The following is a 24610-nucleotide window of genomic DNA, read 5'->3' on the forward strand; positions in this document are numbered from 1 at the left end:
CTACCCGCCGCTGGGAGGGAGCGTCGGTCAGGACGCGGTGTGCGCGGTGGCCGCCTTGATCTGCGCCTGGAACGCCGTCAGCTTGTCCTCGGCGGGGGTGTGCTTGTGGCTGCGCGGCTGGATGCTCACGTCGTGCCCGGCGGCTGCAGCGCGCAGCGCGCCGACCGTCGCCTGCTCACGGGGGACGTGTGTGAACGGATCGAACGAGTACCAGCGCATCGCGTTCAGGTGCGTCATCTTGTCGATCTCGTCGTCGGGCACGTTCTCGCGTACGAGAACCGACGAGAGGACCTCGGGAGCGTCGGGCCACATCGAGTCGCTGTGCGGGTAGTCGCACTCCCACGCGATGTTGTCGATCCCGATGTCGTGGCGCAGCCGCACCCCGACCGGATCGCTGATGAAGCAGGTGAGGAAGTGCTCGCGGAAGACCTCGCTGGGCAGCTTGCCGTCGAAGTCCTGCAGGGTCCACGTGGAGTGCATCTCGTAGGTCCGGTCGAGGCGTTCGAGGAAATAGGGGATCCACCCGGTGCCGCCCTCGGACAGCGCGATCTTCAGGTCCGGGTAGTCCTTGACCGGCCGGGACCACAGCAGATCGGCCGCGGCCTGCACGATGTTCATCGGTTGCAGCGTGATCATCACGTCCGGCGGGGAATCGACGGCCGGGATCGACAGCCGCCCCGACGACCCGATGTGCACGCTGAGCACCGTGTCGGTGTCGACGAGCGCCTTCCACAGCGGATTCCAGAACGGATCGTGGAAGCTCGGGTAGCCGAGCGCGGCCGGATTCTCCGTGAAGGTGAGCGAATGGACGCCCTTCTCGGCGCACCGCCGCACCTCGGCGGCGCACAGTTCGGCGTCCCAGATCACCGGCAGCGCCATCGGGATGAACCGCCCCGGGTACGCGCCGCACCATTCGTCGATGTGCCAGTCGTTGTAGGCGCGCACCAGCGCGAGCGAGAAGTCCGGGTCCTCAGTGGCGAACAACCGGCCGGCGAACCCGGGGAAGGACGGGAAGTTCATCGACGCGAGGATGCCGCCGGCGTTCATGTCCTTGATGCGTTCGTGCACGTCGAAGCAGCCGGGCCGGATCTCGTCGAGCCCGTCCGGTTCGAGCCCGTACTCGTCCTTGGGGCGACCGGCGACCGCGTTGAGCGCGACGTTGGGCACCACCGTGTCCCGGAACTTCCACATGTCGGCGCCGTCCGGGGTGTGGACGAGCTTCGGGGCGTCGGCGGCGTACTTCTTCGGCAGGTGGTTGTCGAACATGTCGGGTGGCTCGATGATGTGATCGTCCACGCTGATCAGGATCATGTCGTTCTTGTTCACGTCGACGCTCCTCGGCGGCGGAAGATGTTGGGGGACAGTCGTGCTGCTTCTGAAAGCGGGTCAGTAGGCCATGAAGAGGATCTGCTCGCGGTCGTAGTCGTGCCCGGGATGCTGCTCGGCCAGATGCCGGCGTGCGTTCTCCACGAGTTCGTCCTCGTCGGCGCCGGTGAGGTATTCCCCGCAGGGGCAGGTGAGATGTCGTTTCACAGCACGGCTCCGGCTTCCTTGGCGGCGATGATGTCCTCCCAGTCGAATCCGAGTTCGAGCAGGATCTCCTCGGTGTGCTCGCCGTACTCGGGGGCGCGGCGGGGTGGCGGTGGGGTCTCGTCGAACTGGACGGGTGCGGCTGCGGTGCGGTACTCGCGGCCCGCCGCGTCCGTGACGGTCATGAGGTAGCCGTTCGCGACGACCTGCGGATCCGAGAGCACCTCCTTGGGACTCGCGAGGGTCGCCCAGACGCCCGGCTCGTCGGCGAGGATCTTCTGCCAGTCGGCGAGATCGCGTTCGGCGAAGGTGCGGCGCAGTTCCGCGGTCGCGGTCTCCTTGTTGGCAACCAGATTCGCCAGCGGCACGAACCGTTCGTCGGTGGCCATGTCGGGCCGGCCGATGCGTTCACAGAAGCCCTTCCAGAACCGGTCGGCCTGCAGGAACACCAGCTGGATCCACCGGCCGTCGCGGGTCCGGTAGCGGTTGACGGCGGGATTCGGCGCCGTGCCCGCATTGCCGACCGGGATCCGGTCGATGCCGTAGTAATCCGCCGCGGCGATGTCCGGTGCCATGGCCCAAACACCCTGGGACAGAAGGGAACTGTCCACGACGGGAGCGTGGCCGGTGGTGGCCCGGTGGAACAGGGCGGCGGCGATCCCGCCGGCGAGGGTGATGCCGCCCTGCAGGTCGCCGAACGCGGGCGTCTGCGTCACCGGGTATTCGGCATCCGGTGGGGTCAGGGCGTAGGCGACGCTGCCGCGGGCCAGGTAGCTCGCGGCGTCGAAGCCGCCGCGGTCGCGTTCCGGTCCGCGGCTGCCCTGCCCGCTGCCGCGCGCGACGATGACGTTCGGGTTGAACTCGCGGATGCGTTCGACGGACAGGTCGGCGCGCTCGAGTGCGGCGGGCAGCCAGTTGGTGAGGAACACGTCGGCGCGTTCGATCAGGCGCCGCAGGATGTCCCGGCCCCGTTCGGATTTGATGTCGACCCCGATGCTGCGTTTGCCGTGGTTCCCGAGTTCCATCATGAAGTTCGCGTCGACCCGCGACTGCGCCGGATCGAGGCCGCCGATGTTCAGGTAGCGGCAGGGATCGCCGCCGCGTGTGTCCTCGATCTTGACGACCTCTGCCCCCCAATCGCTGAGCGCCGCACCGGCGCTGGGGACGTACGTCCACGATGCCAACTCGACGATGCGAATGCCCTGGAGCAGACCCGACATCGGTTCCCCTTCCGATTCCAGACGGTGTGTTGAGGAACTATACGGTAACGTTTACAGTTAATCATCCAGGATGGCGAACGGGGGGTACGTGAGCGAAATCGGGACGCGGATCGCACCACAACCGAAGCGGCATTCTCGGGTGGCCGAACGCGCCGAACGTCGGATGCTCGTCGACGGCACACTGGTCGATGCCGTCTCCGGCGCCGTCTACGACAACCTCGACCCCGCCACCGGCCGGGTGCTCGGCACCACCGCGGCGGCCGGACCCGAGGACATGCACCGCGCGATCGCCGCCGCGCGCCGGGCCTTCGACGAGACCGACTGGTCCACGAACCGGCCCCTGCGGGCCCGGTGTCTCGACCAGCTCCAGGCCGGACTCGATGCCGAACACGACGATCTGCGTGACGAACTCGTCGCCGAGGCCGGCTGCCCGGTCATGACCACCGGCACCGCGCAACTGGACTGGCCGCTGGCCGAGGCGTTGCGCTACCCGGCCCACCTGATCGACGACTACCCCTGGGAACGCGTCCTCGACGGCGGCGGTCTGTTCGGTGCCCGCAACGTGCGGACCGTGGTGCAGGAACCGGTCGGGGTGGTCGCGGCGATCACCCCGTCGAACTTCCCGATCGAGGTGATCCTCAACAAGCTCGGTCCGGCGCTCGCCGCCGGCAACACCGTCGTTCTCAAACCGGATCCGCACACTCCGTGGAACGCCACCCGCATCGGGCGGATCATCGCCGAGCGCACCGACATTCCCGCCGGGGTCGTCAACGTCGTCACCACCGACTCGACCGGGGTCGCCGCGCTGCCGGTCTCCGACCCACGCGTCGACCTGATCTCCTTCACCGGTTCCACCGCCGTCGGCCGCACCATCGTGCGCGACGGCGCGGCCACCATGAAACGCACCTTCCTGGAACTGGGCGGCAAATCCGCGCTCGTCGTCCTCGACGACGCCGATCCGGCCGCGGCGCTGCGCAGCGCGGTGGGCGTGTGTGTGCACGCCGGTCAGGCGTGCGCGGCGACCAGTCGGATGCTCGTGCACCGCTCGTTGTTCGACGACCTGGTCGAGGACGTGGCCGTGATGTACGCGTCGGTGCCGGTGGGTGATCCGGCACTGCCCGACACGCTGGTCGGTCCCGTCGTCAGCGCCGCCCAGCGCGACCGCGTGCTCGACGCGTGCGATCGCGCGGTCGGCGGCGGGGCGAGGATCGTCACCGGCGGGGGAGCGGTGTGCGACCTGCCGCCGCAGCTGGCGGGCGGCTTCTTCGTCGAACCGACCGTGTTCGTCTGCGAGGACCAGAGCCTGGCGATCACCCGCGAGGAGATCTTCGGCCCGGTGCTGGTCATGATCCCGTTCGCCGACGACGACGAAGCGATTCGTCTGGCCAACGACAGCGACTACGGCCTGGCCGGGGCGGTGCTGTCCGGGTCCACCGAGCGCGGCATGGCCGTCGCGCGGCGCATCCGGACCGGCGCGATCGGCGTCAACGGCGGCATGTTCTACGGCGCCGACGCACCATTCGGCGGCTTCAAGAACAGCGGCGTCGGACGCCAGTGCGGGCTCGAAGGATTCCAGCAGTACCTCGAAACGAAGACGATCGGCTGCCGCATGCCGCGTCAGTGAACAGCAGAAGCGAACGCCTACCCGCCGGCCCCGTCGGCACGTCACCGAAAGGGCGACACACATGGTCGAATCCGTCATCGTCGGCGCCACCCGCACCGCGATCGCCCGGTCCTTCAAGGGAGCGCTGGTCGACGTGCCGGCAGAGACCCTCGCCGAGACCGTCCTGACCGAGGCGGTGCGCCGCGCCCGCATCGATCCGTCCCACGTCGACGACGTCATCTTCGCCGAATTGAACTACGGCGGTGGTGATCTCGCGCGCCACGCGGCGGTGGCCGCGGGCATGACCACGGTGCCCGGGCAGGCCGTCAACCGGCACTGCGCAGGCAGCCTCACCGCCATCTCGAACGCGGCCGCACACATCGGCGTGGGCATGGAACGGGTGATCGTGGCCGGTGGTGTGCAGTCCCTGTCGACCTCGCCGATCATGAAATGGCGCGTGCCGGGTTCGAATCTCGAGTTCCTGGAGCCGTGGATGCCGCCGTCGCACCCGGAAACGCCGGACGCGCCGACCCTCGACATGGCGATCACCGTCGGCTGGAACACCGCGCAGGCGGTCGGGATCAGCCGCGAGGAGATGGACGCCTGGGCCGAACGTTCGCATCGCCGTGCCGTCGCCGCGATCGACGCGGGGAAGTTCGTCGACGAGATCGTGCCGATCAAGGTGCAGCGGCCCGACGGTTCGGTACTGGACTTCGCGGTCGACGAGCACCCGCGCCGCGACACCACCCTCGAACGTCTCGCGTCGCTGCCGGTGCTCCATCCGGAGATCGAGGGCTTCTCCGTCACGGCCGGCAACAGCAGCGGCATCAACGACGCCGCGGCCGCGGTGACGCTGGTCGCCGGAGATTACGCCGCCTCCGAGGGGCTCGAGGTGCTCGGCAGGGTCCGGGCGTGGGCGAATGCGGCCCTGGCCCCGCGGGATACCGGGCTCGGCGCGGTCGCAGTGATCGGCAAGGTCCTCGACCGGGCGGGATTGGCCGCGTCGGATGTGACGCTGTGGGAGATCAACGAAGCGTTCGCGTCGGTGCCGATTGCCGCGTGCCGCGAGTACGGGCTCGACGAGGAACGGGTGAACTTCTCCGGAAGTGGCTGCAGCCTCGGGCATCCCATCTCCGCGACCGGCGCCCGCATGGTCACCACCCTGCTCTACGAACTGCGCCGCCGCGGCGGCGGAATCGGGGTCGCTGCGATGTGTGCCGGCGGCGGGCAGGGCGGCGCGGTCGTCGTCGAGGTCTGAGAAAACCCACGAAATTCTTCGCCACGAAACTCATTGGGAGGCAAACGGTGTCGGACGAAGTGCTGCGGGAACACCGCGGACGCACGTTGGTGATCACGATCAACCGGCCGGACGCGCGCAATGCGGTGAACCTGGCTGTCAGTCGGGGTCTGGCCGACGCGGTCGACGAACTCGACGAGAGCCCCGAACTGTCGGTGGCGGTGCTGACCGGCGCGGGTGGCAACTTCTGCGCGGGTATGGACCTGAAGGCGTTCGCGGCCGGCGAGATCGTCGCGATCCCAGGCCGTGGCATGGGCTTCACCGAACGACCACCGAGCAAGCCGATCATCGCCGCGGTGGAGGGATACGCGCTGGCGGGCGGAACGGAACTCGTGCTCGCGACCGATCTGGTGGTCGCGTCGACGACCGCGAAGTTCGGGATCCCCGAGGTCAAACGTGGCCTGGTCGCCGGCGGCGGTGGGCTGCTGCGGCTGCACCGGCGCATCCCCTATCAGAAGGCCCTCGAACTCGCGCTGACCGGCGACAGCTTCACGGCCGAGGAGGGACACGGGTACGGCTTCGTCAACGTGCTCGCCGAGCCGGGCAAGGCCCTCGACGAGGCGCTCGCCCTGGCCGATCGGATCACCGCGAACGGACCCCTCGCGGTCGCGGTCACCAAGGACATCATGACCAGATCGCGCGGCTGGTCGGACGACGAGATGTGGCAGAAGCAGCTCGAGCTCATCGTCCCGGTGTTCACCTCGCAGGACGCGAAGGAGGGTGCGCTGGCCTTCGCCGAGAAGCGCGCACCGCAATGGACCGGCGCCTGAGCGCACACCACAACCCCTGGAGGAACTGTGTCTTTCGAAGGTGAAGTAGTCCTCGTCAGCGGTGGCGCCGGCGGTCTCGGCGAAGCCACCGTGCGCCGGCTGCACGGTGCCGGCGCGGCCGTCGTGATCGCCGACGTCAACGACGCCAAGGCCCGCGCGCTGGCCGAGGAACTGGGCAACAAGGCCGTGTACGTGCGGACCGATGTCCTCGACAGCGCGAGCATCGAGGCGGCGCTGGCGGCCGCGGACGACCTCGGCACACTCCGGTACGCGGTGATCGCCCACGGCGGATTCGGGGTGCTCGAGAAGGTCGTCAACCGGGACGGCAGCCCCCACACGTTCGAGGGATTCACCGACACCATCGCGCTGTACCTGAGCGGCACCTACAACGTCCTGCGACTGGCCGCCGCGAAGATCGCCAAGCTCGACCCCGAGCCGAACGGGGAGCGCGGCGCGATCGTGATGACCAGCTCGATCGCCGCGTACGAGGGGCAGATCGGACAGTCCGCCTACGCCGCGGCGAAGGGCGGCGTGAACGCCCTGACCCTGACCGGCGCCCGCGACCTCAGCGCGGTCGGCATCCGCCTCAACAGCATCGCACCCGGGACCGTCCGCACCCCGATCATGGAGTTCCTCGGCGAGGAGAAGCTCGCCAAGTTCGCCGAATCGGTGCCGTTCCCGAAGCGGCTCGGGACCCCGGACGAATACGCCTTCCTCGCGCAGCACCTGCTCGAGAATCCGTACATCAACGGCGAGGTGGTGCGCCTCGACGGTGCGCAGCGATTCCAGCCGAAGTAGGGCGCCGAGGTCCGGGCGGCGACGAGGGGCGCCGCCCGGACCTCGGGATCGACTGCGGGGTGTCGGTGAGGCAGGCACCATGAACAGATGGCTGAGGCGACCGTCGGTCTGCACACCCGCCGGGGCCGGTGGGTCGTCATCGCCACCGTGCTCGGCTCGAGCCTCGCCCTGTTGGACGGCACCGTCGTCAACATCGCGCTGCCGCGCATCGCCGCCGACCTCGGATCCGGTGTCGCCGGCATGCAGTGGGTACTCAGCGGCTACACGCTGACCCTGGCGTCGCTGATCCTGCTCGGCGGCGCACTCGGTGACCGGTGGGGGAGAAGGTGCGTATTCGTCTGGGGCACAGTGTGGTTCGCGGCCGCGTCGCTGTTGTGCGGAGTCGCACCGAACGTCACCACGCTGGTGATCGCGCGAATCCTGCAGGGCGTGGGTGCGGCCCTGCTCACGCCGGGATCCCTCGCGCTGATCTCGGCGACCATCCGGGACGACGACCGGGGCGCCGCGATCGGCCTGTGGTCCGGCTTCGGCGGGGTCGCCGGTGCCGTCGGTCCGCTGCTGGGCGGCTGGATGGTGGAGGTCGCGGGCTGGCGGTCGGTGTTCCTGCTGAATCTGCCCCTCGCCGCCGTCGTCGTCTGGGTGTCGGTCCGTCACGTGCCGGAGAGTCGCGACCCGTCGCCACCGGATCGGCTCGACGTCGCGGGCGCGGTCCTGGGTGCGGTCGGGCTGGGTCTGGTGACCTACGGCCTGATCGAGGCGCAGCCCGTCGTCGCCGGTGTCGGCATCGCGGTGCTGGCGGCGTTCGTGCTGGTCGAGCGGCATTCCCCGGTCGCGTTGATCCCGCCGGATCTGTTCGTCTCCCGGCTGTTCACCGCCGCGAACCTGGTCACGTTCACCGTCTACGCCGCGTTCGGCGGCGTGTTCTTCCTGCTGGTGCTGCAACTGCAACTCGTCGTCGGCTACTCGCCGATCCTGGCAGGCACGGCCACGATCCCGATCACCGTCCTGATGCTGCTGCTGTCCTCGCGGGCGGGTCGCTACGCCCAGCGACACGGTCCGCGCGGACCGATGACGGTGGGACCCGCCGTCGCGGCGGTCGGGTTGCTGCTCATGCTGCGCATCGACGCGGACGCGACCTACCTGCGGGACGTGCTGCCCGCCGTCGTCGTGTTCGGTCTCGGCTTGTCGACGCTGGTGGCACCCCTGACGGCGGCGGTGCTCGGTGCGGTGCCGGTCGCACGAGCCGGGATCGCGTCCGGGGTCAACAACGCGGTGGCCCGCACCAGCCAGCTGCTCGCCGTCGCGGCGCTGCCCGGGCTCGCCGGGCTCGGGGGTGCGGCCCTCACCGACGCGGCCACGTTCGACCGAGGGTTCGACATCGCGATGCTGATCTGCGCCGGCTTGCTCGCGGTCAGTGCGGTCCTCGCGGCCGCCCTCATTCCCGCACCGGCCGCCGCGGTGCCCGCGGATTCGGTGGCGTGCAAGCCGCACTGCGACGTCACCGGACCGGCGGTACAGCCGGACGTCTCCAGGCCCGAGTCCTGAACGAAGATATGTCGTGAACGACGGTGCGCACGGCGCATGGTCGCCGGATGTAGTGATGATCGCCGACGGCGGCGAGGGGGATGTGTGGATGGGGACATCGAGGCCGATACGTGTGGTCGATCAGGACAAGGCTCGGCGGGCGATTCGTGTCGAGTGGGGGTGTGTCGCTGCCATGGCCGCATCCCTGTTCCTGCAGGGGGTGCTCGGAGGCTGGTGGTGGTGTGTGTCGGTCGTCTTCGGGGCGGTGGCGCTGATCATCAGGGTCGTCCGCTACTACCTCATGTTCCGGTTCGTCGGGGATTACGAGAGGACATTGAAGGAGGCGGAGAGGGCACTCGGGGAGCTCGAGAGGGCATTGGAAGAGGCGCAGAGAGAAGAGGCGCAGAGGGAAGCGGGAGGGAACCGAGGGATCTTCTCCCCGGAGAGGAGTTGTCCACACCCGCCCGATCCATCCACAGATTCGGGCTTTCCCACCCGACGAGGTCGATCGGCGATCTTGTAACCGGCACGCTGCGCCCATGGACATCGCGTTGTGTGCCGCGCCCGGACTCGTCGCCGGACTCGGAGCTCGACACCTGACGTCCCGGCTCTCCGGGCGCCCGCCGGCCCGCGGCGTCTGCGAGGCGACCTGCGTGGCCGGGGGTCTGGTTGCGGCCGTATCCGCCCCGGGTCCGGTCGAGGCCCTCGCACTCACCGCGCTGATCTGGTGGTGCGTGTGCCTGAGCGCCGTCGACCTGCTCGAGCGACGGCTCCCGAACGTTCTCACCGCACCCGGTGCGGCAGCGATCGTGGCGCTCGCGGCGGGGACCGGGCAGGGGCGCGCGGCACTCGTCGGCGCGGGCCTGCTCGCCGGGCCGATGCTGCTCGCCCACCTCGTCTCGCCGCGATCGCTGGGTGCCGGGGACGTCAAACTCGCGGTCGGTGTGGGTGCCGCCGCGGGGATGGCAGGACCGGCGGTGTGGCTGTGCGTCGCGGTCGGTCCACCGCTGCTCACCGCCATCGCGGGACTGGTGATGCGGGTGGGACAGAGGTGGCGACCGAGGGATGGGCCGGTGCTCGTTCCGCACGGCCCGTCGATGTGCGCGATCACCGTGCTCGCACTCCTCACCGCCGCCTGAGCGGACCACCGTCACGACAACCCGGTCGGGCATGGAAGGATATGCGGTGTGCTGCGCTGGATAACTGCTGGAGAATCTCATGGTCCCGCCCTCGTCGCGATGCTCGAGGGGATGGTCGCCGGTGTCGAGGTGACCTCGACCGACATCTCGGAACAGCTCGCCCGCCGCCGACTCGGCTACGGACGCGGCGCGCGCATGAAGTTCGAGGCCGACAAGGTCACCATCATCGGCGGTGTGCGCCACGGACTCACCCTCGGCGGCCCCGTCGCCATCGAGGTCGGCAACACCGAATGGCCCAAGTGGGAAACCATCATGTCCGCCGACCCGGTCGACGCCGAGGCACTCGCCGGTCAGGCCCGCAACGCGCCGCTGACCCGTCCGCGCCCCGGCCACGCCGACTACTCCGGCATGCTCAAGTACGGCTTCGACGACGCCCGCCCGGTGCTCGAACGCGCCAGCGCCCGTGAAACCGCGGCCCGCGTCGCCGCCGGCACCGTCGCCCGCAACTTCCTGCGTCAGCTGTTCGGCGCCGAGGTCGTCTCCCACGTCATCTCCATCGGCGCCTCCGACCCGTACGTGGGTGCGGAGCCGACCGCCGCCGACCTCGAGGCCATCGACGCGAGCCCGGTGCGCGCGTTCGACAAGGCCGCCGAAGAGTCGATGATCGCCGAGATCGAAGCCGCCAAGCGCGACGGCGACACCCTCGGCGGCGTCGTCGAGGTCGTCGTCCACGGGCTGCCCGTCGGCCTGGGCTCGTTCATCAGCGGCGCCGACCGCCTGGACGCGCGGCTCGCCGCGGCCCTCATGGGCATCCAGGCGATCAAGGGCGTCGAGGTCGGCGACGGCTTCGAGACCGCCCGGCGCCGCGGCAGCGCCGCCCACGACGAGATGAAGCCCGGCCCGGACGGTGTGCTGCGCTCGTCGAACCGCGCCGGTGGCATCGAAGGCGGCATGACCAACGGTGAGGCGCTGCGCGTGCGCGCGGCGATGAAGCCGATCTCCACCGTCCCGCGTGCCCTGTCCACCGTCGACATGACCACCGGTGAGGAAGCGGTCGCAATCCACCAGCGGTCCGACGTGTGTGCGGTGCCCGCCGCCGGTGTGGTCGCCGAGGCGATGGTCGCGCTGGTCGTCGCGCAGGCCGCGCTCGAGAAGTTCGGGGGCGACTCGCTCGCCGAGACCCGCAGCAACGCCGACCACTACATGAAGGGCATCGCGGCGCGTCCGCCGCGGTGACTGTCATGAGGCCACGCGCCGTACTGATCGGGCCGCCCGGCGCCGGAAAGTCGACGATCGGTCGGCGCCTGGCCCAGGCGCTCGATTTGCCGCTGCTCGACACCGACGCCGAGATCGAACGCGTCACCGGCCGCACCATCCCCGAGATCTTCGCCGAGGACGGCGAGCCGGCGTTCCGGGAGATCGAGGAACGCGTCGTCGCCGATGCCCTCACACAACAGGAGGGCATCGTCTCCCTGGGTGGCGGGGCGATCCTGTCCGAGCGCACCCGCAAGCGGCTCGCCGGGCACACCGTGATCTACCTCGAGATCAGCATCGCCGAAGGTCTGCGCCGAACCGGCACGGGCACCGGTCGCCCCCTGCTCGCGGGGGACGATCCGGCCAAGAAGTACCGAGAACTGATGCGCCGACGTCGCCCGCTGTACCGGCAGGCCGCGACCATCCGGGTTCGGACCGACGGCCGCAGTCCGGGCCGCGTCGTCCAGTACCTGATCACCAAGCTCGAGGCGGAAGCTGCTGCCGGCGCCACCGCGAGCACGTCCACCAGCGCCACGTCCACCAGCGCAGAGAAGCGGAGCACCACACCGTGACCGAACCGGTACGCGTCGACGTCCAGACGGCCCAGCCCTACCCGGTGATCATCGGCCGGGGCCTGCTCGGCGACATCGTCGACACCCTCGCAAGCACCCGCACCGTCGCGATCTTCCACCAGCCGCCGCTCGAAGCGACGGCCGAGGCGTTGCGGGAAGTGCTCGCGGAGAAGGGAATCGACGCGCACCGCGTGGAGATCCCGGATGCCGAGGACGGCAAGGACCTCGCGGTCGCCGGGTTCTGCTGGGAGGTGCTCGGCCGCATCGGCCTGACCCGCAGCGACGCGATCGTCTCGCTCGGCGGCGGCGCCGCCACCGACCTCGCCGGATTCGTCGCCGGCACCTGGATGCGCGGGGTGCGCATCTTCCACATTCCGACGACGCTGCTCGCGATGGTCGACGCCGCGGTCGGCGGCAAGACCGGCATCAACACCGAGGCGGGCAAGAATCTGGTCGGCGTGTTCCACGAGCCGTCCGCCGTGTTCGTGGACCTGGCGACCCTCGAGACCGTGCCGCGCAACGAGATCATCGCCGGCATGGCCGAGGTCATCAAGACCGGCTTCATCGCCGACCCGGCGATCCTCGATCTCATCGAGGCCGACCCGCAGGCTGCGCTGGATCCGACCGGCACGGTCCTGCCGGAACTGATCCGCCGTTCCATCGAGGTCAAGGCCAAGGTCGTCGCCGCGGATCTGCGCGAGTCGAGCCTGCGCGAGATCCTCAACTACGGGCACACCCTCGGCCACGCCATCGAGCGCCGCGAACGGTACCGGTGGCGTCACGGCGCCGCCGTCTCCGTCGGTCTCGTGTTCGCCGCGGAACTGGGCCGGCTGGCCGGCCGTCTCGACGACGCGACCGCCGATCGGCACCGGACGATCCTCGAAGCGGTGGGCCTGCCCACCACCTACGACGCCGCCGCCTTCGCCGAGCTGCACAAGGGCATGCAGACCGACAAGAAGAACCGCGCCGGAATGCTGCGGTTCGTCGTCCTCGACGGTCTCGCCAAGCCGGGCCGGCTCGAGGGGCCGGACCCGACGCTGCTCGCCGCGGCCTACTCCGAGGTCGCCAAGCAGGGCAAGGCCGACGCCGGCACCGTGCTGCTCTGACACGGTAAGGTCCTCCGGTCGCGACGGGGCGGTTGAACTGCCCCATGGCCGGCCGGAGGACCCGATCCGCCGCTAGTCGGTGCCGGTTCGCACCGCAGCGACCACCACCGCGACAAGAAGTGCCAGCAAGAGGACCACGAGCAGCACCGGCCCGAGCAGGAGTGCGAGGGACAGCACGAGAACGAGCCCGATCTTGGCCTCGAGGCTCAACCCGGCAACCAGGCCTTTGATCGCAGCCCACACCGGATTCTTACCCGCCAGAACGGCCTGAAGTCCTGCCAGCGCGGCTTTCATGCCCGCGCGTCCGTGCGCAACTTCATCGACAAGCGGGTCGATCCACTTCCGGATCTTTTTCGCCAGGTCACCGCGATTCTGCACGCCGGTGAGCTGGTGAACACGGTTTTCCAACGCTTCGACGGCGGCCCCGAGCGATCGACGCACCACCTCGAAGACAGCGCCGGCAGGCCCGGTGTCAGTAGTGCCGCCGCGCACCGTCGATGAGATTTCCGGCTGATGCGTGTTGATCGGCGAGGCGGCCCGCGGGTGCGCGGGCGGGCGGGCACCCTCCTTTCGGGGGCGTTTCCGTGTGGCCGGATTCGTGGTGGTCGGCTCCGCCTGGGGATGCTTTCGGGGCACGGCACCGTCGGGTCGTTCTCGCGCACGGCGCGTGGTCGGAGCCGACGTGCCGGACGCGACATCTGTTCGTTTCCGTCGAGTCGGCGGTTCTGCCCGTGACGGTTGGCCGCGTCGCGGTGCGGTCGACCTCGGGCCGGCCGTTTCCTTGTGGGGGGCTCGCGCCGAAGGCGTCTCGGGGGACGCCTTCGTCCTCGTCGCCGCCTTCGGTGAACGGACTCCCGTGCGGGGTGCGGTGGCTGCCGTCGCGTCGCCGCTGTTCGTGGAATTCCGGTCGCTCGCCGCGCCCCGACGGTGCGGCTCGGCCGACGCGGCCCGGCCCTGTGAATTCTGTTGTGTACTCATACCGCTCGCCTTGCTTGCTGTCCCTCGGCGTGCTTGCCACCTCTCAGTGTGCTCGCTTTTCGTGGAAAGAGGGGCGGTCGGCGCCGTCCCCGCCGGAATCGGGGTCACAGCTTCCAACAGCATTCCGGTGGCAGGCTTCGGGCTCGTGTCGCTGCCACAACCACGTCATCTCGTAGGAGACCCGGTTCACGCGGCCGGTCGTGGTCGACCAGATGGAAGGTGCCGAACTGTCGATCTCGGCGAAGGTGGCTCGCCTCGACGAAGAGGAACGTACGGCGTGGCCGGACGGCGCGATGCCGTTCACCCACTGCAGCTCGAGCCCGTACCCGGCCGCGCCGTTTGCCGATCACCCAGGCCCGACGGAACTCTAGCGCGGGGCCAGAGCTCGGTCCGCGAGTGCGCCGACGACAGGAGCCAACGCCTGGGCGTGCTCGATCGTGAGGTGGTTGTCGTCGCGGAACACCAAGCCGTTTCCGACGATCACCGGGCAGCTCTGGGCAGTGCAGAACAGCTCGGTGAGATCGGCATACTCCCCGCCGCCGGCGGCAGTGGCCGCGGCCTCGGCGACGACGCCGGCAGCGTTCAGCGCCACCGACCGCTCCGGTGAGCAGGCCGTCGCATCGTCGATGTGCTCGGACAGGCACGTCGGCACCACCGTGTGCGGATCCGGCACCGGGCCGAGGACGAGGACCTTCGCGCCGGTCGCCCGGAGTTGGGCAACCACCCGGGTCAGGCTGTTCTGCCACTCCGGGCCGTACGTGGTGAAACCGAAGTCGCCGCCGTATCGGCGGGACATGCCGAGCACGACGAGTTGTGGTCTCTCCTCCTGCAACCGCGAGACGATCTCCCCACGCCACTGCTCGCACTCGGTGTACTCGCGCCCCAGGTACGGGCTCGTCAACGACAGGTCCAGCAGTGGACAGGTGACCTTGCCCAGGGTTTCCAGCCGCCACTGCCGTTCCACGGCAACCGATTCGAACGCCGGAGCCCACATCGCGGCGTGCGAGTCACCTACCAGCGCCACCGTGATCGGTGACGTGATGTCACCCGACGCGCACTCGTCCTGTCCGACCTCCAGCCACGAGCGCACACAGCCGTTGAGGAACACATCCGGCTTGCCGGACGGCGCATCGGCCAGTGACGGGGACAGGTTCGACGGGACGGCAGCCTGTCCCGCCGTCGCCGCGACCGCGGCCTGAACCTGTGCGGTCAGTTCCCGCACGGCGACATCGTGCGGGTCGGCCGTGGGCGCCGGATCCTGCGTCGGCGCAGAGACCGTCAGTGCCGCGGCGGCCTCCCCGTGGCCGACCGGAACCGGCCGCAGCACCAGCAGCCCCAGACACACGCAGACGCTGAGCGCGGTGATCGCTGCCCCGACAACGAGACTGCGGGAAGCCGAGCGGCGCAGGGGGAGTGCAAACCGGAGGGGGTTCTCCACCGCCGTCAGGGTGAGCGCGGCGAGCCCGGCGGCGAGCGTCACCACGGCGAGACGGCCGACCACCCCGAGGTCGCGGTCGAGGAATGCCGGCGTGAGGATCAGCAGGGGCCAGTGCCACAGGTACCAGGAGTACGACAGGCGCCCGAGCGCGCGCATCGGCCGCAGCGACAATCCGCGTCCGACACCCAGTCGCGGCGACGCACAGCCAGCGCCGATCACCAGCGCCGTACCCAGAACCGGCAGCAGCGCGGCCGTGCCCGGATAAGGGGTCGTTTCGCCCAGACGCACACAGGCGAGGACGATCAGGGCCAGCCCGGCCCATCCCGCGGTGGCCGCGAGGAGACCCGGCAGTCGGCGCCACAGCGGGACGGACAGCGCCACCAGGCCGCCGACAGCCAACTCCCACGCCCGAGACGGCAACGAGAAGAACGCCCACGGCGGCAGCGTGCCGGTCCAGGACAGTGACACCGTGAGCGACGCCGCCGCAACCAGTACCAGGACCGAGACGTACGGCACCGCCGACGGGGCCCCGCCGCCGCGGCTGCGACGGACCGACCAGGCGGTCGCGACAATCAGCGCCGGCCACACCAGGTAGAACTGCTCCTCGACCCCCAGCGACCAGAAGTGCTGGAACGGGGACGGGGGCGCGTCCGCCGCCAGATAGTCGGTGCCACGCAACGCGAATCGGTAGTTCCCCGCATAGAGCGCACTTGCGATACCGTCGCCCAGCGCCTCCCGTGCCTGCAACGGAGGCAACAGGAACGCCGAACCGATCGCCGTGGCCACCAGCACGAGACCGCCGGCCGGGAGGAGTCGACGCGCTCGTGCGCCGTAGAAGCGGGCGATCCGCACGGCCCCGGTGGATGTCACGTCCCGCCACAGCAGCCCGGTGATGAGGAAACCCGAGACGACGAAGAAGACGTCGACACCGACGAATCCGCCGCCGATCCCGGGCACACCCGCGTGGAACAGGACCACGGCGAGCACCGCAACGGCCCGCAGGCCCTCGATGTCGGGGCGGAATGTCGCACTCGGTTTCTCGGACGGTGCTGCGGCGGCGGGATCGACGGGATCCACGCGCCCGACCCGGCGCCGTTGTTCCGGGATGCCAACCAGATTCATCCGCGCATCCTTGCAGAGGCCGGCGCTGCGTGCCCGATGAACTGTGACTCTCCGGTGCGCACAGGTGTCGTTGCGGCTGTGTTCCCGGCGAGATGCTGTGTTCCGGGCGGACTGCGGTGTTCTCAGCGGAACACGGCGGCGCTGATCTCCGCGCGGAAGAACTCACCCTCGGACCAGCGGTTCGTGCCCCACCACCATCCGGCGCGGAGCCGGGTCGGAATCGTGATGCCGCCGAACGACGACTCGGCCTCGATGTCCACCCCGAAGGGGTAGCGGCCGAAGGGTTCTCCGTTCGGATTGCCCCAGCGATCCAGGTGGACCGCTCCGAGCCGGCCGTTTCCCGCGAGTTCGAGGCACACCGTCTCGGTGTGGCGGCCGATACGCCAGGTCGCGAGCGCGGAACCGGTACCCGCCTCGTGCCACGTCGCCATCGCGAATGTCGTTGGTACGAAAACGAATTCTGAGGCCAATCGGCCGGCGGCGCTGGTGTCGACGTCGGTGGTCGCCGCCGACATCACCGGGACGAGACCGGCCAGTTTCCAGTTCATCTCGCCGCGTCCGTCGGTGTACCGGTCGTAGCCGAGAACCGGCAGACCCGCGACCCGCGCGGTCGCCGCCCACACGAACCCGATGCCCGGTGCGAGGACCTGCGCTGCCCGGAACGGTCGCCACGATCCGAGCTTGATGTGGCCGCGCATGGTCAGGTGCACCGCGCGGGCGAGCGGCACCCCCGGTTCCAGTGCGTGCGTGAGCCATCGTTGCGCGGCCGGGGGAAGGTCTTCGACCTGCTCGGGGTCGAACCGCTCCGTCGACGGCGGCAGGGAACTCAGCGCGTCCCATTCGCGCCGAACCGGTCGCGCCGAGCGTGGTGGAGGCGGGAACACGGGTCCGTCCATGTGTGAAGCATGAGGGCGCGCACCCGACCGGGCAACCGGACGAGGTGAGCGGCGTGACGATCGTTACGTCGCGCTGCGGCGCCGCACGATCTCGGCGATCCAGGTCGGGGCGAACGGGGACGTGCATCCCGGGGACGTCGGGTAGTCCTCGAGCACCTTCAGGCGCTCACCGATCGCGATCGCACGGTCGCGCAGGTCGGCGTGCTCGATGCCGATCTCGGCAAGGCAGTGGTTCATGGCCCACTGCAGTCGATCCGGGGCGTCCTTCATCTGCGCTTCGATGATGTCGAGCAGTCCGGGCAGGTCGAGGTCGCCGGGGTTCTTCGCGACGCGGTCGACGGTCAGTTCCCACCCGGCACTCGCGACGACCGGATCCGGGTCGGCGAACCATGTCGCGCGCAGGTCCTCGCAGTGCGGGTTCTTCTTGACCACGTAGTTGACCAGCCAGTCCTGCACCTTGGGGGTGCGCGCCGCCCGCAACATCGCGTCGAGATCGTCGCGGTCGAACGCCTTCGGGCGACAGATGAGAACGGCCAGCAGCCGGGCTGCGCTGTCGCCGGTGTCCCAGAGTTCCCGCGCGAGATCCTGCTGCGTCTTCAGTCGTTTCGCGACGGCGCGCAGCTTGGTGAGGTTCACCCCGTGGTCGTCGCCGTGTTTCAGGTTGACCGCACGGATCTTGGGGTCGTCGAGTTCGGCGAGTTCGGCCATCACCTCGGCAACCGTGGTGCTGCTGTGTTCCGTAGCGGCCATCGCTCCACTCCTCTTGTTCGCATCCGTGTGCTCGCGCACGCTACTCGCCTCGATTCGAGGCGATCCCGATTCGAGGCGCGAGGAGCGCCGAGATGCCCCCGAACCCGCCCTCACCGGTCGAAGATCAGCACGTGGTGGTGAATCGTGCGTGGTGCACGGTCTCTTGTGCGTGGTGGTGGGCCTGCATGGTGAATTTTGTTGCGCTGCCCCCGCGCACCGAGGTGCCGGAGTTGACCGCCCGGCGCGGTTGTGTGCTCGCCTCTTCGGCCGGCTACCAGCTCTCGGCCCTCCTCGCGGTCTAGTCCAGCAGATCGACCTCCCAGTTGGTGCGCTGGATGTCCATGTCGACGGTGCGGATTTCGCGCGCCAATCGGTCTGCGCGAGTGCGTAATTCGGCGACCGGAAGGACTGCGACATGTACCAGCTCGGAGCGCAGCTGGCGACCGAATCCGCGCTCGGAGCGCCCGGCCGCGGCGTCGGCGGCCGCAGTGACCGCGGAATGATGCAGGCGCAGCACATCTCGGCGGGCCAGCGCATCGGTCACGGTGCCGTCCCCGAGCGGTGACGCCGCGTTCGTCCGGTTGATACGGCGGATCAGCTGCTCGTATTCGTCGAGCGCGTCGGTGAGTTCGGCGAGCAGTGCGACGGCGTCCTCGGCCGGTTCCTCACCCTCCTGGTGGCGGGCGTTGTCGAGGATCCGTTCCCGCAGCTGCGTGATCCTGCGGAACAGATCTGCGCGCGCGGCCAGTGCCTCGGCCAGCTTCATGTGTCGTCCCCCTCGGATGATCGTCGGTAGGACCCTAATGTGGCCCGGCCGCGGCGTGGGGGAGGTGCGTGGGTGGTGTGTCGGCGAGGCTATCTGCGATGCGTCCCGGACGAACCGGGTCCCCTGTCCGGTCCGCCGAGCGCGTCACCCGGACGCAACTCCACGGCTACGAGCCCTGCGCGCTCGGCATGGTGGACGAACTCGGCGCCGGGTCCGAAGAACGAGCGGGGACGCACGGCGTCGAAGCCGATCGGCCACAGCGTGCCGTAGTGGATCGGCACCGCCAGGGCTGCCTCCAGCAGCCGCGCCGCGACCGCGGCCCGAGGCGGGTCGAGGTGACCGACGCCGAGTGTGGGACCCCAGCCCCCGACGGGTAGCAGCGCGAGATCCACCCCGGGGCCGACGTGGTCTTCCAACCCGGGGTACAGATCGGTGTCGCCGGCGAAGTAGGTCCGCCGGTCGCCCTCGACCACGTATCCGACCGCCGGCGCGAGCTGCGGTCCACGTCGCCAGCGGCGACCGTCGTGGTGTGCGGGCACGGCGCGCACGGTGATCTCGCCGATGCGTGTCTCGTCACCGGGCCGCAAGGGCACCAGGCGGTCGCCGAAGCGGCGCAGCGCGGGCAGGCCGTCCATCGCCCGCCAGGGGACCACGATCGGAACGTCCGGGTCGAGCAGCCGCAGCGACGGCAGATGGGTGTGGTCCGCGTGTAGATGCGAGAGCAGGACGACGTCCGGGTTGCGCGTGCCGAATCCGAGGGGAGTGGGGCCCCGCCGGCGGCGCAGGTGGGCGACGCGGTCGGTGAGCACCGGATCGGTCAGGACGACCGTCCCGCGGTCCACGATCAGCGTGCTGGCATGCCCCAGCCAGCGCATCCCGGACGCGGCGGTATTCCCACCCGGCGGCGCGCTCACGCCCCTTACGATTCCAGACAACGAGAGGGAGTGCGATGCGCACGGTGGGCGGTGTATTGCGGATACTCGTCGAATTCCTCGTGCTCTGGGGATCGTCGGCGTTCGCGGTCCTCGTGCTGGACCGCATCCTCCGCGGCATCACCTTGGACCCGTCGAGCTTTGCTCCGCTGCCGACGCTTCCCGCTGCGCTGGCGGTGGCGCTGGTGTTCGGCATCCTCAACGCGGCCCTGTGGCCGTTGACGATGCGCTTCATGTCGTGGATCGGCCCCGTGCTGCTGTTCGTCGGGGTGTTCCTCGCGGGCGGCGCGATCATGCTGTTGACGCTGTCCCTGGTGCCGGTCGCCACGGTGGACGAGCCGCGCGATGCGGTCGTCCTGGCGGCGGTGGTCTCGCTGGTCACTTCCGTGGTCTCGGGTGCGATCGCGTCCCGCTCCGACACCGCGTACCGATTGATGCAGGTGCGCCGGAACCGGTTCCGTTTGCGACGCAACGCTGCTCGCGTGGACGCGGCTCCGGGGCTGTTGTGCATCCAGATCGACGGCCTGGGATACGACGTGCTGCGGCGCGCGATCGCCGACGGTGTGACGCCCGGGCTGGCGAAACTGGTGCGCGAGACCCACCGGCTGGTCCCGTGGCACACCGACTGGAGCAGCCAGACCGGGGCGACCCAGCTGGCCGTGCTGCATGGTTCCAACCACAACGTGCCGGCTTTCCGCTGGTACGACAAGACGACCGGGCGCATCTCGGTGTTCAGCAACCCCGCCGACAACGAGCAGCGCGAACTCGAACGAGCCGAGATTCCGGGTCTGCTCGCGCACGACGGTGCGAGCCGCGGCAACCTGTTCACCGGCGGAGCACACGACAACGTGCTCGTCGTCAGCCGCATGCGCGGTGCCCGTCTCGGCGGCGGCGCCGGCTACAGCGACTACTTCGCCGACCCGGCGAGCGCGCTCCGCACGTTCATCCGAATGGTCGCGGAACTCCAGCGGGAGCTCCGTCAAGCATTGCGGCAGAAGCGAAAGGACATCCAGCCGCGAGTGTCGCGGGGAGGGGTGTATCCGTTCGTGCGGGCGTTCGCGACCGTGCTGGCCACCGACGTCACCGCCGCGGCGGTGGTCGGTGACCTGATCAAGGGGCGCAGCATCGCCTACGTCGACCTGATCGGATACGACGAGGTCTCCCACCACTCCGGGATCTCCCGGCCCGAGACCCTCGCAGTGCTGACCAAGCTCGACGAGATCGTCGAGATGCTGCTCGCGGTGACGGAGCAGGCGGACCGGCGCTACCGCGTCGTCGTGCTCTCGGACCACGGGCAGAGTCAGGGCGCCACCTTCCGGCAACGCTACGGGGAGACCTTGGGGGAGTTGGTTGTCCGGCTGGCGGGGCGGGGTGAGCCGTCCGCGGAAGGGCGGCACCGGCACGAGCGCGCTGCCGCCGCATCCCCCAAGCCCGGGGCGGAGAGCCGTGCCTACGCGGCGGCCAGCATGCACGCGTCGGCGGCCGACGAGGAGGCACTTCCCTCCGCGGGCGAGCCGATCGTGCTCGGCTCGGGCAACCTCGGTCTGATCTACTTTCCGCACCTGCCGGGACGTGCCGATGTCGATGCCATCGAGGCCGCCCATCCCGGGCTGCTCACCGCGCTCCGCGAGCATCCGGGAATCGGGTTCCTGTTCGTGGCCGCACCCGGCGGATCCGTGGTGCTGGGGTCCGGCGGCCAGGTCGACGTGACGACCGGTGAAGTCACCGGTCGGGACCCTCTCGCGGTGATGGGCCCCGATGCGCTGGCGAAGATTCGACGCACCGACACTTTCGACAACGTGGCCGACATCATGGTCGGCGGCATGTACTGGCCCGAAACCGACGAGGTCGCGGCGTTCGAGGAGCAGGTCGGCTCGCACGGCGGCATGGGCGGACCGCAGAGCACCCCGTTTCTCATCTACCCCGTCGACCTGCCGGCAGCGCCGGAACCGTTGCACGGCGCCGAGAATCTGCACAAGGTGCTCGTCGGATGGCGAGATCATTCGCCGGGTGTGCACACACCTGCGAGGAAGGCCGGACCGGCCGACGCACCCGCACCGCATGCCTCGGCCGGGCGACACGATCGGTGAGGAAGACCGGAGGCGGTCGTTCCCCGTGACGGGTCACCGACCGGGCTGACCTCCCGCGACCGGGTACACCGGGCGGCGCGCCGGCTCGTACACCTGGATGGTGACACCCTTCGGGGCGGTCCGGGACTCGACGAGGTCGGAGCCGGACCCATCATGCGGGAGTACCGCCGGGTCCGGAGAATTGCGGCGTGCACTTGCTGCCGAGATCCGCGGCGGGCGCGGTGAATCTCGAGTCGAACATCGTGTAGCTCAGCAGCTCGCTGTGGCTGGGCCGTCCGTCACTCATCAGACCGGTCACCGCCGACGCGAGCGGGTGTCGCAGCCGGCGCAGAAGTCCGAGCATCTCGTCGAACGCTTTGTCCGCGAGACGGTCGATCTCGGCGGTTTGCTGCAGGGTCGGCCCGGCGAACACCGACTCGACGTGCCGGTAGCCCTTCCTGCCGTTGCACTTACGCAGCGTCCACAGGTCGTCGATCATGCGGTCCGTGAGAATTGCGCGCAGCGACAATGCGGCGGTGCCGAGCACGTCGGGCGGATTTTCCTCGGCCGGCGACACGGACGGAAGTGGCAGACGCTCCTGCGGATGGGAAGCGACCACCCCTATCCGGTTCGCCCCCAACTTCACGGCCGGCTTGATGGGCGTGTTGAGCAGCAGCCCGCCGTCGACGTACCAACCCCGGTATTCGGGTGGCTCCTCGGTGATCTCGACAGGTTGGAAGAGCATCGGGATCGCAGCCGACGCGAGCAGATGCTCGACGCTCAGGGTGGTCGAGACGTACTGGATGTTGCGGTGCGCGTCGTAGTCGGGAAGACGCACGTCCTCGTGGTGTTCGACGAACACCACGGTGCCGCCGGTGGCCAGCGAGGTCGCGGTCACGGCCACCGCCCGCACCTTGCCTGTGTGGATGTTCTCGTGAAGCCGCTCGAAGGGAACCTGCTTCTCGAGCTCCGCCCGCATCGGCGACGTGTCGAGAAGCCCGGCGGGAGGAGGAACCGGAAGCCCGATCAGCCTGCCGAGCGTCGATCCGCCCGTCCGCAGCAGGGTGCCGATCGGGGAGAACACCTTCGTCAGCTCGGCCCCGCTCCACGCCGCCACCACCTCCTTGGCCGCCCTCTCGGCACCGAGGTGTGCATAGGCCGCCAAGCCCGCCACGTTCAACGCCCCGGCGCTGGTCCCGACCAGGATCGGCGGAACCGCGTCGTCGGCCGCGAGTACGGGAAGCAGGGCCTGGACGGCACCCGCCTCGTACGCACCACGCGCGCCGGCACCGGACACAACCAGGGCAGTGAGCTGCTCCGACTCCTTCGACATGCGAACCCCCGTGTCGTCGACTGTGTGATCCCATTAGGCGCGCCGGGCGCCGGGTTCGCGGGGGAGTTCGGTGAAACGTTGCAGGAGCGTGGTTCCGGCCTCGGGTGCCGGCGTCGTTTCCGAGCGAATGTACCGCTCGTCTCCTCAGATCGACCGACTGTACCGTTCGCTCGGGAAGACCCGGGGTCGCACTCGGAAAACCCGGGGCAGCACTCGGAAAACGCGGGGTCGGCGCGGACCACTCTGTTTCAATGGAAGACGTGTGCAGATGGATGGCATATTCCGGCGAGCCGATCCTCGCCGAGGATCTGCTGTTCAGACCGGTGCACTCGCTCATCGATCAGAGTCTGCACTCGCAGCTCGGCGCCACGACCACGAACGGGGACGGGTTCGGCATCGGCTGGTACGGCGAAGGGCCCCGCCCGGCGCTGTTCAAGAGCATCGAACCCGCTTGGAACGACCGCAATCTGAGGGAACTCGCCAGCCAGATCCGCAGCGGCATGTTCTTCGCGCACGTGCGTGCGTCGACGGGATCGCCGGTCCAGCGCAGCAATTGCCATCCGTTCCGGTACGGCAACTGGTTGTGGATGCACAACGGCGAGATCGTGGACTACCGGAAGATCAAGCGGGAACTGCTGCTCGCGGTGGACGCGGAGCTGTACACGGAGATCATGGGATCGACCGACTCGGAGGCGCTGTTCTACCTCGCGTTGACGTTCGGACTGACCGACGACCCGCTCGGCGCCGTCGGCCGGGCGGTCGGATTCGTCGAGAGGACCGCCCGGGCGCACGGCATCGAGAACCCGGTGCAGATGACAGTCGCGACATCGGACGGAACGTCGATGTGGTTCTTCCGATATTCCAGCCAGGTGCAGTCGCGGTCGCTGTACTACTCCACCGACATGACGACGCTGCGTGCTCTGCACCCAGAGGTGGAGGTGCTCGCGAAACTCGGACCGAGGGCGCGCCTCGTGGTGTCGGAACCGCTGCGTGACCTGCCCGGGGCATGGAACGAGGTGCCCGAAGCCAGTGCGGGGACGGTCGGACCCTACGGGGACGAAATTCTGCCGTTCGTGCCGCTGGCCCCCTAGATCCCGTCGAGCTCCCATGGCGACGGCGACGCAACGCCATCGGGGCGCACCCACATGGGATGCGCCCCGAATTTCGGCGTTCGCGGACTTGTCAGAGGGCGCGGACCTGCTGGGCCTGCGGCCCCTTCTGTCCCTGCCCGACCTCGAATTCCACCCGCTGGTTCTCTTCCAGCGAGCGGTAGCCGCTGCCCTGGATCTCGGAGAAGTGGACGAAAAGGTCGGCGCCCCCGTCATCGGGAGCGATGAATCCGAAACCCTTCTCGCTGTTGAACCACTTCACGGTGCCCTGCGCCATCTTGCCCAACTTCCTGTTCGGGAGCCGAACGTCACGTCGACGTCACGATCTCCACAATCGATCGTGCCACCCCTACGCCGTGTGCACACCTCGTAGAGCACCACCGATCCGAACCCACGAGGGATGG

At 69.4% G+C, this 24610-nt stretch carries 23 protein-coding genes and 1 pseudogene; 13 read left to right on the forward strand and 11 right to left on the reverse strand.

The genetic code is table 11. From position 1 onward, the window contains the following. Positions 1-27 precede the first annotated feature (27 nt). From ACN675_RS09805 to ACN675_RS09815, 3 genes are read right to left on the reverse strand one after another with little or no spacing between them, the layout of a single operon-like run. Entirely contained in the window at positions 28-1326 is a 1299-nt protein-coding gene (locus ACN675_RS09805) for an amidohydrolase family protein (protein ID WP_420750678.1), read from the reverse strand. Between the two features lie 60 nt (positions 1327-1386). Further along, entirely contained in the window at positions 1387-1533 is a 147-nt protein-coding gene (locus ACN675_RS09810; RefSeq protein ID WP_197255683.1) for a DUF1059 domain-containing protein, read from the reverse strand. Further along, complete coding sequence (locus ACN675_RS09815; RefSeq protein ID WP_420750679.1) at positions 1530-2750, reverse strand: CaiB/BaiF CoA transferase family protein; 1221 nt, start codon at positions 2748-2750, stop codon at positions 1530-1532. The genes ACN675_RS09810 and ACN675_RS09815 overlap by 4 nt, the downstream gene beginning before the upstream one ends. Before the next feature lie 163 nt (positions 2751-2913). Here ACN675_RS09815 and ACN675_RS09820 point away from each other — a divergent pair, with 163 nt between their 5' ends. From ACN675_RS09820 to aroB, 10 genes are all read left to right on the forward strand, one after another. Next, on the forward strand, positions 2914-4374 hold the full coding sequence (locus ACN675_RS09820) for an aldehyde dehydrogenase family protein (RefSeq protein WP_420750707.1): 1461 nt from the start codon (positions 2914-2916) through the stop codon (positions 4372-4374). A 61-nt stretch (positions 4375-4435) separates the two neighbouring features. Next, positions 4436-5611: a thiolase family protein gene (locus ACN675_RS09825; RefSeq protein WP_420750680.1), complete on the forward strand. Its 1176-nt coding sequence runs from the start codon at positions 4436-4438 to the stop codon at positions 5609-5611. 47 nt (positions 5612-5658) lie between these two features. After that, complete coding sequence (locus ACN675_RS09830; RefSeq protein ID WP_420750681.1) at positions 5659-6420, forward strand: crotonase/enoyl-CoA hydratase family protein; 762 nt, start codon at positions 5659-5661, stop codon at positions 6418-6420. A 27-nt stretch (positions 6421-6447) separates the two neighbouring features. Beyond that, complete coding sequence (locus ACN675_RS09835; protein ID WP_420750682.1) at positions 6448-7218, forward strand: SDR family oxidoreductase; 771 nt, start codon at positions 6448-6450, stop codon at positions 7216-7218. 87 nt (positions 7219-7305) lie between these two features. After that, on the forward strand, positions 7306-8763 hold the full coding sequence (locus ACN675_RS09840; protein WP_420750683.1) for an MFS transporter: 1458 nt from the start codon (positions 7306-7308) through the stop codon (positions 8761-8763). Between the two features lie 13 nt (positions 8764-8776). Beyond that, entirely contained in the window at positions 8777-9265 is a 489-nt protein-coding gene (locus ACN675_RS09845; RefSeq protein ID WP_420750684.1) for a hypothetical protein, read from the forward strand. Between the two features lie 16 nt (positions 9266-9281). Beyond that, complete coding sequence (locus tag ACN675_RS09850; protein WP_420750685.1) at positions 9282-9881, forward strand: prepilin peptidase; 600 nt, start codon at positions 9282-9284, stop codon at positions 9879-9881. Between the two features lie 48 nt (positions 9882-9929). Next, positions 9930-11117 (forward strand): chorismate synthase, encoded by a 1188-nt coding sequence (gene aroC / locus ACN675_RS09855; protein ID WP_420750686.1) that lies wholly within the window; start codon positions 9930-9932, stop codon positions 11115-11117. Positions 11118-11122: 5 nt separating this feature from the next. Next, positions 11123-11707 carry a shikimate kinase gene (locus ACN675_RS09860; protein ID WP_420750687.1) on the forward strand — a complete coding sequence of 195 codons (585 nt, stop codon included), beginning with the start codon at positions 11123-11125 and terminating at the stop codon, positions 11705-11707. Further along, the gene (gene aroB, locus ACN675_RS09865; protein ID WP_420750688.1) at positions 11704-12813 is read left to right on the forward strand and encodes a 3-dehydroquinate synthase; all 1110 of its coding nucleotides are present in this window, start codon (positions 11704-11706) and stop codon (positions 12811-12813) included. Before ACN675_RS09860 ends, aroB begins: the two co-directional genes overlap by 4 nt. Positions 12814-12885: 72 nt before the next feature. On the opposite strand, the gene ACN675_RS09870 is transcribed toward aroB, so the two are convergent. After that, a complete protein-coding gene (locus ACN675_RS09870; protein WP_420750689.1) occupies positions 12886-13305 on the reverse strand; it encodes a hypothetical protein in 420 nt (139 codons plus the stop codon). Between the two features lie 662 nt (positions 13306-13967). Between ACN675_RS09870 and ACN675_RS09875 the strand changes: the two are divergent. Further along, positions 13968-14069: pseudogene (locus tag ACN675_RS09875) on the forward strand (acyl dehydratase); the annotation flags it as partial. 89 nt (positions 14070-14158) lie between these two features. Here ACN675_RS09875 and ACN675_RS09880 read toward each other — a convergent pair. The 5 genes from ACN675_RS09880 to ACN675_RS09900 form a co-directional block, all read right to left on the reverse strand. Then, positions 14159-16351, reverse strand: a complete 2193-nt coding sequence (locus ACN675_RS09880; RefSeq protein WP_420750690.1) for an acyltransferase family protein — start codon at positions 16349-16351, stop codon at positions 14159-14161. Positions 16352-16473: 122 nt separating this feature from the next. Continuing rightward, positions 16474-17247, reverse strand: a complete 774-nt coding sequence (locus tag ACN675_RS09885) for a DUF6544 family protein (RefSeq protein ID WP_420750691.1) — start codon at positions 17245-17247, stop codon at positions 16474-16476. A gap of 63 nt (positions 17248-17310) precedes the next feature. Continuing rightward, positions 17311-17997, reverse strand: a complete 687-nt coding sequence (locus tag ACN675_RS09890; protein ID WP_420750692.1) for a DNA alkylation repair protein — start codon at positions 17995-17997, stop codon at positions 17311-17313. A gap of 298 nt (positions 17998-18295) precedes the next feature. Further along, positions 18296-18763: a DIP1984 family protein gene (locus tag ACN675_RS09895; protein ID WP_420750693.1), complete on the reverse strand. Its 468-nt coding sequence runs from the start codon at positions 18761-18763 to the stop codon at positions 18296-18298. Between the two features lie 89 nt (positions 18764-18852). Beyond that, positions 18853-19677, reverse strand: a complete 825-nt coding sequence (locus ACN675_RS09900; RefSeq protein ID WP_420750694.1) for an MBL fold metallo-hydrolase — start codon at positions 19675-19677, stop codon at positions 18853-18855. Between the two features lie 35 nt (positions 19678-19712). Between ACN675_RS09900 and ACN675_RS09905 the strand changes: the two genes are divergently transcribed. After that, positions 19713-21785 carry a phage holin family protein gene (locus ACN675_RS09905; protein WP_420750695.1) on the forward strand — a complete coding sequence of 691 codons (2073 nt, stop codon included), beginning with the start codon at positions 19713-19715 and terminating at the stop codon, positions 21783-21785. Positions 21786-21936: 151 nt separating this feature from the next. On the opposite strand, the gene ACN675_RS09910 is transcribed toward ACN675_RS09905, so the two are convergent. Continuing rightward, positions 21937-23097, reverse strand: a complete 1161-nt coding sequence (locus ACN675_RS09910; RefSeq protein ID WP_420750696.1) for a patatin-like phospholipase family protein — start codon at positions 23095-23097, stop codon at positions 21937-21939. Between the two features lie 272 nt (positions 23098-23369). Here ACN675_RS09910 and ACN675_RS09915 point away from each other — a divergent pair, with 272 nt between their 5' ends. Further along, positions 23370-24188, forward strand: a complete 819-nt coding sequence (locus tag ACN675_RS09915) for a class II glutamine amidotransferase (RefSeq protein ID WP_420750697.1) — start codon at positions 23370-23372, stop codon at positions 24186-24188. A gap of 91 nt (positions 24189-24279) precedes the next feature. Here the strand turns inward: ACN675_RS09915 and ACN675_RS09920 are convergent, their stop codons facing one another. Beyond that, on the reverse strand, positions 24280-24483 hold the full coding sequence (locus ACN675_RS09920) for a cold-shock protein (RefSeq protein WP_068158269.1): 204 nt from the start codon (positions 24481-24483) through the stop codon (positions 24280-24282). Between the last annotated feature and the right edge of the window lie 127 nt (positions 24484-24610).

This window comes from Rhodococcus sp. O3 (assembly GCF_048897285.1).
Taxonomy (GTDB): domain Bacteria; phylum Actinomycetota; class Actinomycetes; order Mycobacteriales; family Mycobacteriaceae; genus Rhodococcus.

What these genes read in the sequence shown, in the direction of transcription:
- ACN675_RS09905 (WP_420750695.1), top strand. Translation starts at nt 19,713, where the DNA reads ATGCGCACGGTGGGCGGTGTATTGCGGATACTCGTCGAATTCCTCGTG.
- ACN675_RS09825 (WP_420750680.1), top strand. Translation starts at nt 4,436, where the DNA reads ATGGTCGAATCCGTCATCGTCGGCGCCACCCGCACCGCGATCGCCCGG.
- ACN675_RS09840 (WP_420750683.1), top strand. Translation starts at nt 7,306, where the DNA reads ATGGCTGAGGCGACCGTCGGTCTGCACACCCGCCGGGGCCGGTGGGTC.
- ACN675_RS09895 (WP_420750693.1), bottom strand. Translation starts at nt 18,763, where the DNA reads ATGAAGCTGGCCGAGGCACTGGCCGCGCGCGCAGATCTGTTCCGCAGG.
- ACN675_RS09880 (WP_420750690.1), bottom strand. Translation starts at nt 16,351, where the DNA reads ATGAATCTGGTTGGCATCCCGGAACAACGGCGCCGGGTCGGGCGCGTG.
- ACN675_RS09915 (WP_420750697.1), top strand. Translation starts at nt 23,370, where the DNA reads ATGGCATATTCCGGCGAGCCGATCCTCGCCGAGGATCTGCTGTTCAGA.
- ACN675_RS09885 (WP_420750691.1), bottom strand. Translation starts at nt 17,247, where the DNA reads ATGGACGGACCCGTGTTCCCGCCTCCACCACGCTCGGCGCGACCGGTT.
- ACN675_RS09850 (WP_420750685.1), top strand. Translation starts at nt 9,282, where the DNA reads ATGGACATCGCGTTGTGTGCCGCGCCCGGACTCGTCGCCGGACTCGGA.
- ACN675_RS09820 (WP_420750707.1), top strand. Translation starts at nt 2,914, where the DNA reads ATGCTCGTCGACGGCACACTGGTCGATGCCGTCTCCGGCGCCGTCTAC.
- ACN675_RS09920 (WP_068158269.1), bottom strand. Translation starts at nt 24,483, where the DNA reads ATGGCGCAGGGCACCGTGAAGTGGTTCAACAGCGAGAAGGGTTTCGGA.
- ACN675_RS09910 (WP_420750696.1), bottom strand. Translation starts at nt 23,097, where the DNA reads ATGTCGAAGGAGTCGGAGCAGCTCACTGCCCTGGTTGTGTCCGGTGCC.
- ACN675_RS09890 (WP_420750692.1), bottom strand. Translation starts at nt 17,997, where the DNA reads ATGGCCGCTACGGAACACAGCAGCACCACGGTTGCCGAGGTGATGGCC.
- ACN675_RS09860 (WP_420750687.1), top strand. Translation starts at nt 11,123, where the DNA reads ATGAGGCCACGCGCCGTACTGATCGGGCCGCCCGGCGCCGGAAAGTCG.
- ACN675_RS09815 (WP_420750679.1), bottom strand. Translation starts at nt 2,750, where the DNA reads ATGTCGGGTCTGCTCCAGGGCATTCGCATCGTCGAGTTGGCATCGTGG.